The sequence below is a fragment of the Streptomyces marokkonensis genome (assembly GCF_039539045.1).
Classification (GTDB): domain Bacteria; phylum Actinomycetota; class Actinomycetes; order Streptomycetales; family Streptomycetaceae; genus Streptomyces; species Streptomyces marokkonensis.
This window is the reverse complement of record NZ_BAABCQ010000242.1, coordinates 1-8,287: the sequence shown is the minus strand read 5'-3', so window position 1 is coordinate 8,287 and position 8,287 is coordinate 1. Positions and strand designations below refer to the sequence as shown.

Below are 8,287 nucleotides of genomic sequence, written 5' to 3'. Positions count from 1 at the left end.
GACGATGCCGATGACCCGGCCGTCGAGGCGGGCCAGGGCGCAGATGATGTTACGGGCCCAGCGCTCGTGGACCTCGAGGTACTCGCCGTCGTCGACGAGCTCCTCGATGACCTTGGTCATGTCGTAGGGGCGGTTGCCGTCGGCGGGGACCAGGTCGAGGAGGGTGTCACCACGGCGGTCCGCGGGGTCGCCGCACTCGTGGCGGGGCGGGTTCTCCCGGTTGTTCTGCGGGAGCAACGACAGCAGGTAGCGGACCTCGGCGAGGCAGGTCTCCTCGTCGTCGTACGCGAAGTGACACACGCCGGACGTCTCGGCGTGCACGTCGGCGCCGCCCAGGCCGTTCTGGGTGATCTCCTCACCGGTGACGGCCTTGACCACGTCGGGGCCGGTGATGAACATCTGCGAGGTGTCGCGGACCATGAACACGAAGTCGGTGAGGGCGGGGCTGTAGGCCGCGCCGCCCGCGCACGGGCCGAGCATCACGCTGATCTGCGGGATGACGCCGGACGCCCTGGTGTTGCGCTGGAAGATGCCGCCGTACCCGGCGAGCGCGCTGACGCCCTCCTGGATGCGGGCGCCGGCGCCGTCGTTGAGGGAGACCAGCGGGGCACCGGCCGCGATGGCCATGTCCATGATCTTGTGGATCTTCGTGGCGTGGGCCTCGCCCAGCGCACCGCCGAAGATCCGGAAGTCGTGCGCGTAGACGAAGACCGTACGGCCCTCCACCGTGCCCCACCCGGTGATCACACCGTCGGTGTACGGCTTCTTCGCCTCCAGACCGAACCCGGTCGCCCGGTGCCGGCGCAACTGCTCGACCTCACGGAAGGAGCCCGGGTCCAGGAGCAGCTCGATGCGCTCCCGCGCGGTCAGCTTGCCCTTGGCGTGCTGCGCCGCCGTCGCCTTCTCGCTCGGTCCGGCCAGCGCCTGCGCACGGATCTCGTGCAGCTCGGCCACTCGCCCGCGTGCGTCCGTCGGCTCACCCGGCGCCTCATCCAAAACGGTCATGTAGCGACTGTACGAAGCCGGACAAGGAATGCCAGCCGTCGACTCCGTACAGTCTCCGGCGCGTTTTCCTGGTAGCACTGAACAGAACCCCCACAGGACGCAGCCGTTTCGACTGCTCAGAGGGGTTCAAGCTTGTAGGGGTCGCACAAAGCCGTCAGCTGAGAGTCACCTCACATTCGTGGGTGGTACATACCACCCCCGGAGTGATTCGCAGGTGCAGTCGGCGGCCCGTCGCGACGACCTCGACCGTGTCCTCGGCCCGTACCGACGCTCGGACCGGGTGGTCCCAGATGATCTCCACAGGCTCGCCCGTGCGTGGCGGTTCACTCACGCAGAGGGTAGCGGTACGGCCACGGCGGCGGATCAGCACACTCACACCCGCCGTCGTGGTGAGCGGACCCGCCGTGCCGGCCCGCCAGAAGTTCGCGGCCGTGAGGCCGAGTGGGGGAACGGCGACCGCCTGGCACCGGTCGTCGTTGGCGAGGACCGTGAGCCGGCGACGGTCGGCGGCGCGCCGGGCGACGGCCCGGCGGGTGGCGCCCGGCATGGCGACGTAGAACGAAGTGGTCGACGGCCGCGCAGGCGGCGGTGACGCGCTCGGTGCCGAGGTGGTCGTACAGGGCGGCCGTGATGTCCGTCAGCAGGCGGGGGCTGCCGATCTGCCACTCCCACCAGTTGCCGTAGCGGGTGGTGGCCGGGTTGTAGACGGTGGCCGAGAGGTGGTCGAGGCCGCGCAGGATGTCGGCGAGCAGGGTCTCGTCGCCGGTGGATCCGGTGCCCTGTTGGACGTACGCCTCGGTCATGGTCCACAGGCGGCCGTACGCGAGGGTGATGCCGGCGGGCGGGTCGAAGGGATGACCGGGCCACAGGGAGGTGGGGGTGGGGGCCATGGTGGCGCGGTGGGCGCGGGCGCGGTCGCCGGTGTCGGCGAGGCGGGAGACGTACGGTTCGGCGGCCGGGTCGTAGCCGGTGCCGAGGGTGATGCCGAGCCAGCGGCGACGGAGGGTGTCGTAGGGGTCGGCGGCGGCCGCGGCGCGGGTCGGGGCGCTGAGGGCGGGGGCGAGTGCGGCGGCCAGCGCGGCCGTGAGGAGGAGGGAGCGGCGGGTGGGTTCGGCGCCGGTTCGGCCGGGGCCCGTTCGGTCGGCGTCCGTTCGGTCGGCGCCGGTTCGGCGGAGGTGCGGCCATGTGGAGGTCATGCCCATGACCTTTCCCCGGGCGCGGGGTCCGCCAGGCGGCCGTACGGGTGCTGCGGGTGCGGGTCCACCGGGTTACGAAGGGGAAGCCTGACCGCCGTCCCGGTTCACCTCTGTTCCGGTGCGTTCCGATCCGCGACGAGGTGACCATGCGCCTGCTGCTCGTCCATCCCAGCGCCCTGCTGTACTCCGAGATCTTCCTTCGTCTGGAACCCCTGGGTCTCGAACGGGTGGCGGGCGCGGCCCGCGAGGCGGGGCACGAGGTCCGGGTCGTGGACCGCCAGGTGCTCAGCGAAAGGACGCTGCGGGACGAGGTGCGGTCGTTCCGGCCTCAGGCCCTCGGCGTCTCGCTGAACTACCTGGCGAACATCCCCGAGGCGATCGACCTGGCGGCGAAGGTGAAGCGGGAGGTGCCGGGATGCTTCGTCTTCTTCGGCGGGCACAGCGTCTCCTTCGTCGCCGAGAACGTGCTGGAGCAGGCGGCCGGCGCGGTCGACGCGGTGGTCCGGGGCGAGGGCGAACCGGTGGTCGCTCCGCTGCTGGAAGCGGTGCGCGACGGCGGGGTGGAGGGCGTCCCCGGGATCATCACCACCGCCGGACGCGGACCCGCGCCGCTGATGATGCACGGCATCGACTCCCCGCTCCCGGCCCGCGACCTGATGCGCAACCGGCGCCGCTACTTCATCGGGGAGCTGGACCCGTGCGCCTCCGTCGAGTTCACCCGCGGCTGCCCCTGGGACTGCTCCTTCTGCTCCGCCTGGACGTTCTACGGCCGCAGCTACCGAAAGGCCTCCCCCGAGGCGGCGGCCGAGGACCTGGCGAGGGTCCGCGAGCCCAACGTCTTCATCGTCGACGACGTGGCCTTCATCCGACCCGAGCACGGCAACGCCATCGCCGACGAGGTGGAACGGCGCGGCATCCGCAAGCGGTATTACCTGGAGACGCGCAGCGACGTGCTCCTGCGTCACCCCGAGGTCTTCGAGCGGTGGGCGCGGCTCGGCCTGCGCTACATGTTCCTGGGCATGGAGGCCATCGACGCCGAGGGCCTGGACCTGTTCCGCAAGCGGATCAGCCCGGACGAGAACTTCCGGGCGCTGGAGACGGCCCGGCGCCTGGGCATCCAGGTGGCCATCAACCTCATCGTGGACCCGGCCTGGGACGAGGAGCGCTTTCGGGTGGTGCGGGAGTTCGCGCTGTCGGTGCCGGAGATCGTGCACTTCACGGTGATGACGCCGTATCCGGGAACGGAGATCTGGCACACCGAGTCGCGCCGCCTCACCACCCGCGACTACCGCCTCTTCGACATCCAGCACGCGGTGGTCCCGACCACACTGCCGCTGGACCGCTTCTACGAGGAACTGGTACGCACCCAGGCCGTGATCAACCGCAAGCACCTGGGCCTGCGGACGGCGTTCGGCGCGGCCCGCATCCTCGGCCACAACCTGCTGCGCGGGCAGACGAACTTCGCCCGGATGCTGTGGAAGTTCAACCAGGTCTACAACCCGCGCCGCCAGTTCGCGGACCACGGCATGCCCGTGCGGTACGAACTCCCGCTGCCCAAGCCCGTCGACGTCGGCGACCGGCGGCAGCTGTACGTCCACACCCGGGCGGCACCGCAGGCGTCGCCACCGCGCCGTGCATAACCGTTGAAGGCCGAACGGAATAGGTCTACAGTCGTCACCGTTGAACTGGTTGAACATTCAACATCATCATCGCGACTCGACCTTTCCCGGAGGGCACCATGACCACCACCCCCGATCTCGCCACCCTGACCGGCGAGTACACGATCGACCCCGCCCACACGACGATCGGCTTCACGGCGCGCCACGCCATGGTCACCAACGTCAAGGGCAAGTTCCTCGACTTCAGCGGCGAGCTGCACCTGGACGGCGCCGAGCCGACCCGCTCCACGGCGTCCCTCGACATCACGATGGACAGCATCGACACCGGGTCCGCCGACCGCGACGGCCACCTCAAGAGCTCGGACTTCTTCAGGACGGACGAGTTCCCGAAGATGACCTTCCGGTCCACCAGGGCGGAGGCCCTGGGCGACGACGACTACCGCGTCACCGGCGACCTGACGATCCTCGGCACCACCAGGCCGCTCACCATCGACCTGGAGTTCAACGGCGCCGCCAAGGACCCGTTCGGCAACGAGCGCGTCGGCTTCGAGGGCAAGGCGGAGATCAAGCGCTCGGAGTGGGGGCTCACCTGGAACGCCGCCCTGGAGACCGGAGGCGTGCTGGTCTCCGACAAGATCAAGCTGAACTTCGACATCTCCGCGATCAAGCAGGCGTGACGCCCCGCGCCTCCTCGGGAGCCGCGAAGTCCACGTCGGCGGCGGCCCGGACCCGGATGCTCCGGCCGGGCCAGCCGATCATCCCGTAGACCGTGTTGTACTGGGCGATCGAGCGGTCCGCGGGCATCAGGCCGCCGGCGTCCGCCGCGCTCCGCCGCGACGTGGTGTGCCCGTCGGCCACGACGACCAGGTCGTAACCCCGGCTCAGCGCCTGCCGCGCCGTGGTGTCCACGCAGACCTCCGTGGCGAACCCGGTCACGATCACCTCGGTGACGCCGTGGGCCCGGAGGATCTCGGCGAGGTCGGTGTCCAGGAAGCTGTCCGGTGTCGTCTTGTCGACGACCGGCTCACCCTCCCGCGGCGCCAGTTCCGGCACCACCCGCCACCCTTCGGTACCGGGCACCATCCCCTCCCCCCGCTGTCGCACCGTCACCACGGGAACGCCGGCGGCCCGGGCCCGGTCGCGCAGCCCCGCGATCACGGCGACGGTCTCGGTGGGCCGGTGGGCGATGCCGACCGTGGCGTTCTGCATGTCGATGACGAGGAGCGCGGGAGTATGCGGCATGGGCTCACGTTATCGGACGGGTGTTCCCAGGTCCCTGCGTACAGCGAACTCGCACCCCGGTCAGAAGCCTCCGCCGAAGTCGCCGCCACCGCCGAAACCACCGCCACCGCCGAAGTCGCCGCCGCCGAAACCGCCCCCGAAGTCGCCGGGGTCGAAGTCGGCGCCTGAGACGTCGCCGCCGCCGAAGTCGCCGTAGCCGGCTCCGTATCCGGCTCCGTAGGCGGGGCCCGCCATCATGCCTCCCAGCATCGTGCCGACCAGCAGGCCGGGCAGGATGCCGCCGCCGAAGTATCCGCCCGCCCAGGGGCCGTAGGCCGGGCCCGCGTCCCAGTAGGGGCGGCGGCCGTACTCGGTGTCCACCTCGCGGATCATCGGGTCCCGCCCGTCGGACAGCCGGGTCCGGTCGGCCGCGCAGACCGGGACCTCGCGGGTGGCGCCGCCCGGTGGGGTCCAGGTGACGTCCGCGACCGACGGGCCGTGACGCGGGTCGAAGAAGCAGGGCGGGCGGCGTTCGGGCAGCGGCCCGCCCTCGCGCCGGGCCGAGAGCTGCGCGAGCGAGAAGCGGCCGTCCTCCAGCGCCTGGGTCACGGCGCGGACGTCCTCCGGTTTACGGGCGTCCGCCATGAACGTCTTGGCCTGCTCGTAGGCGTCGAGGGCGCGTTCGTAGTCCGTGCGCATCGCGTCGTCGGCGCGTGGTTCCGCCGGGTGGAAGTCCAGGCGGTCCAGTTCCTCACCGAACGCCGTGATGTCCTCGTCGACGACCACTCGCAGCCGCTCCAGCGCCTCCCGCTGCTCCTCCTCCCTGCGGTGCCGGTTGCGCCGGGAGAGGGCGTAGACGCCCGCGCCCCCGACCGCCACGACCGCGCCGGCGGTGATCAGGGCGCCGGTCGGCGCGGAGGCGCCGCCGGAGTCCCAGGAGGAGGGGGCGGAGCCGCGGACGCTGCGCAGGGCGTCGTCCACGAAGTCGTTCAGCTGGGCCTTGGCGTCTCCGGCGCCCTGGGCCGCCGTGACCAGGTTGTCCACACCCTGGCGGCTCAGCACCCGGCTGTCGGCGCGCGCGTCGAACTCGTCGCCGAGGCGGATGCCGTACAGGCCGGTGATGCCGGTCTCGGTGCGGAGGTTCTGGAAGAGGTTCTCGGTCGGGTAGTCGGCCGGGAGGACGGCGACGAAGACGGGTTCGTCCGCGTCCTCGATCTTGTCGGCGAGCGCCTCGGCGTCCGACGACGACAGCAGGTCGGTGGCGGCCGGGTCCACGTAGACGGGACTCTCGCGCAGAGCCGCGCCGATCTCGGTGACGTCGGTGGCCGCCTGCGCGCCGGGCGCCCCGGCCATCAGCACCGCCAGCGCGGCGACGACCGGCGCGACCAGGAGGCGTATGAGGACTCGAACACGTGCGTCCGTCATACGTTCGAAAGTACCCGAATCCGCCCCGATAAGACATCGGTGCGGACCCGGACAAAACCGGCATCCCTCCCGGCACTGCTCGAGGCGCTCCGCCCGGCATTCACCCCGCGGGCGTGACCCCCGCCCGCAGCAGCCCGTACGTGTACGCGTCCTCCAGTGCCTGCCAGGAGGCGGCGATGACGTTCTCCGCGACGCCCACCGTGGACCACTCCCCCGTGCCGTCGCTGGTGGAGATGAGGACCCTGGTCGTGGACTGGGTGCCGTACACGCCCTCGAGGATGCGGACCTTGTAGTCGACCAGGTCGAGCTTGGCCAGCTCCGGGTAGATCTTCTCCAGGGCGACGCGCAGGGCGCGGTCCAGGGCGTTGACCGGGCCGTTGCCCTCCGCCGTGGCGACGATACGCTCACCCTTGGCCCAGAGCTTGACCGTGGCCTCGTTGGCGTGGGAGCCGTCGGGGCGGTCCTCGGCGATCGAGCGCCAGGACTCGACGTCGAAGTACGTGAGCGGGGCGCCGTCGGCCTCCGCGCGCAGGAGGAGTTCGAAGCTCGCGTCCGCGGCCTCGTAGGTGTAGCCCGCCAGCTCGCGTTCCTTCACGCGCTCGACGACCCGGCCGACCAGCTCCCGGTCGTCACCGAGGTCGATGCCGAGCTCCTTGCCCTTGAGCTCGATGGAGGCGCGGCCTGCCATGTCGGAGACCAGCATCCGCATGGTGTTGCCGACCAGCTCGGGGTCGATGTGCTGGTACAGGTCCGGGTCGACCTTGATCGCGGAGGCGTGCAGGCCCGCCTTGTGCGCGAAGGCGGAGACGCCGACGTAGGGCTGGTGGGTGGAGGGGGTGAGGTTGACGACCTCGGCGATGGCGTGGGAGATGCGCGTCATCTCGCGGAGCCGGCCCTCGGGCAGGACCTGCTTGCCGTACTTCAGCTCCAGCGCGGCCACGACCGGGAACAGGTTGGCGTTGCCGACCCGCTCGCCGTAGCCGTTCGCCGTGCACTGGACGTGGGTCGCACCCGCGTCGACCGCGGCGAGGGTGTTGGCGACGGCGCAGCCGGTGTCGTCCTGGGCGTGGATGCCGAGCCGGGCACCGGTGTCGGCCAGCACCGTGCCGACCACGGCCTGGATCTGCGCCGGGAGCATGCCGCCGTTGGTGTCGCACAGGATGACCACGTCCGCGCCCGCTTCCGAGGCGGCGCGCACGACGGCCTTGGCGTACTCGGGGTTGGCGCGGTAGCCGTCGAAGAAGTGCTCGCAGTCGACGAAGACCCGGCGGCCCCGCGCGACGAGGTGGGAGACGGTGTCCCGCACCATCGCCAGGTTCTCGTCGAGCGTGGTGCGCAGGGCGAGCTCGACGTGCCGGTCGTGGGACTTGGCGACCAGGGTGATCACCTGGGCTCCGGACTCCAGAAGCGCCTTGACCTGGTGGTCGTCGGCGGCTTTGGCCCCCGCGCGGCGCGTGGAGCCGAAGGCGACCAGCCGGGCGTGGCGGAAGTCGATCTCCTGCTGGGCGCGGGCGAAGAACTCGGTGTCCCGGGGGTTCGCGCCGGGCCAGCCGCCCTCGATGAAGCCCACACCGAAGTCGTCCAGGTGCCGTGCGATGGCCAGCTTGTCCGCGACCGTGAGGTTGATGCCCTCACGCTGCGCGCCGTCGCGCAGAGTGGTGTCGAAGACGTGGAACGAATCGTCGAGTTCGCTGGTTGCGGTCATGATCTGAAGACTCCTGTAGGGGATCTCGGTCTACCGGAATGACCGGTTCCACCGTCCGTCTATGATCCCTCGCGCTCTCTTCCCGGCTGGAGGTGGGCCAGGAAAAACGAAAAACC

At 70.9% G+C, this 8,287-nt stretch carries 7 protein-coding genes and 1 pseudogene; 2 read left to right on the top strand and 6 right to left on the bottom strand.

Annotated features, from left to right (window positions below; all coding sequences use genetic code 11):
* From ABEA26_RS33605 to ABEA26_RS36485, 3 genes and pseudogenes are all read right to left on the bottom strand, one after another.
* Positions 1-1,005, bottom strand: a 1,005-nt coding sequence (locus tag ABEA26_RS33605) for an acyl-CoA carboxylase subunit beta (protein ID WP_345597525.1), incomplete at its 3' end; no start/stop codon positions are given.
* Positions 1,006-1,159: 154 nt separating this feature from the next.
* Entirely contained in the window at positions 1,160-1,552 is a 393-nt protein-coding gene (locus tag ABEA26_RS36490; RefSeq protein WP_425587945.1) for a polysaccharide lyase beta-sandwich domain-containing protein, read from the bottom strand.
* A gap of 10 nt (positions 1,553-1,562) precedes the next feature.
* A pseudogene (locus ABEA26_RS36485) lies at positions 1,563-2,201 on the bottom strand (lyase); the annotation flags it as partial.
* Positions 2,202-2,347: 146 nt separating this feature from the next.
* On the opposite strand from ABEA26_RS36485, the gene hpnR reads away from it, so the two are divergent.
* Together hpnR and ABEA26_RS33590 are read left to right on the top strand one after the other, a co-directional pair.
* The gene (hpnR, locus tag ABEA26_RS33595) at positions 2,348-3,841 is read left to right on the top strand and encodes a hopanoid C-3 methylase HpnR (protein WP_345597523.1); all 1,494 of its coding nucleotides are present in this window, start codon (positions 2,348-2,350) and stop codon (positions 3,839-3,841) included.
* A 98-nt stretch (positions 3,842-3,939) separates the two neighbouring features.
* Positions 3,940-4,497 (top strand): YceI family protein, encoded by a 558-nt coding sequence (locus ABEA26_RS33590; protein ID WP_345597521.1) that lies wholly within the window; start codon positions 3,940-3,942, stop codon positions 4,495-4,497.
* Here ABEA26_RS33590 and ABEA26_RS33585 read toward each other — a convergent pair.
* The 3 genes from ABEA26_RS33585 to cimA all read right to left on the bottom strand — a co-directional run bounded on the left by ABEA26_RS33585 (position 4,484) and on the right by cimA (position 8,171).
* Positions 4,484-5,062, bottom strand: a complete 579-nt coding sequence (locus ABEA26_RS33585) for a cysteine hydrolase family protein (protein ID WP_345597519.1) — start codon at positions 5,060-5,062, stop codon at positions 4,484-4,486. The two genes, ABEA26_RS33590 and ABEA26_RS33585, sit on opposite strands and share 14 nt — an antisense overlap.
* A gap of 60 nt (positions 5,063-5,122) precedes the next feature.
* Complete coding sequence (locus ABEA26_RS33580) at positions 5,123-6,466, bottom strand: hypothetical protein (protein ID WP_345597517.1); 1,344 nt, start codon at positions 6,464-6,466, stop codon at positions 5,123-5,125.
* Positions 6,467-6,566: 100 nt separating this feature from the next.
* On the bottom strand, positions 6,567-8,171 hold the full coding sequence (cimA, locus tag ABEA26_RS33575; RefSeq protein WP_345597515.1) for a citramalate synthase: 1,605 nt from the start codon (positions 8,169-8,171) through the stop codon (positions 6,567-6,569).
* Between the last annotated feature and the right edge of the window lie 116 nt (positions 8,172-8,287).

Bases quoted from the DNA above. Each gene is read 5' to 3' on its own strand.
- cimA (WP_345597515.1), bottom strand. From the start codon at position 8,171: ATGACCGCAACCAGCGAACTCGACGATTCGTTCCACGTCTTCGACACC.
- ABEA26_RS36490 (WP_425587945.1), bottom strand. From the start codon at position 1,552: ATGCCGGGCGCCACCCGCCGGGCCGTCGCCCGGCGCGCCGCCGACCGT.
- hpnR (WP_345597523.1), top strand. From the start codon at position 2,348: ATGCGCCTGCTGCTCGTCCATCCCAGCGCCCTGCTGTACTCCGAGATC.
- ABEA26_RS33580 (WP_345597517.1), bottom strand. From the start codon at position 6,466: ATGACGGACGCACGTGTTCGAGTCCTCATACGCCTCCTGGTCGCGCCG.
- ABEA26_RS33590 (WP_345597521.1), top strand. From the start codon at position 3,940: ATGACCACCACCCCCGATCTCGCCACCCTGACCGGCGAGTACACGATC.
- ABEA26_RS33585 (WP_345597519.1), bottom strand. From the start codon at position 5,062: ATGCCGCATACTCCCGCGCTCCTCGTCATCGACATGCAGAACGCCACG.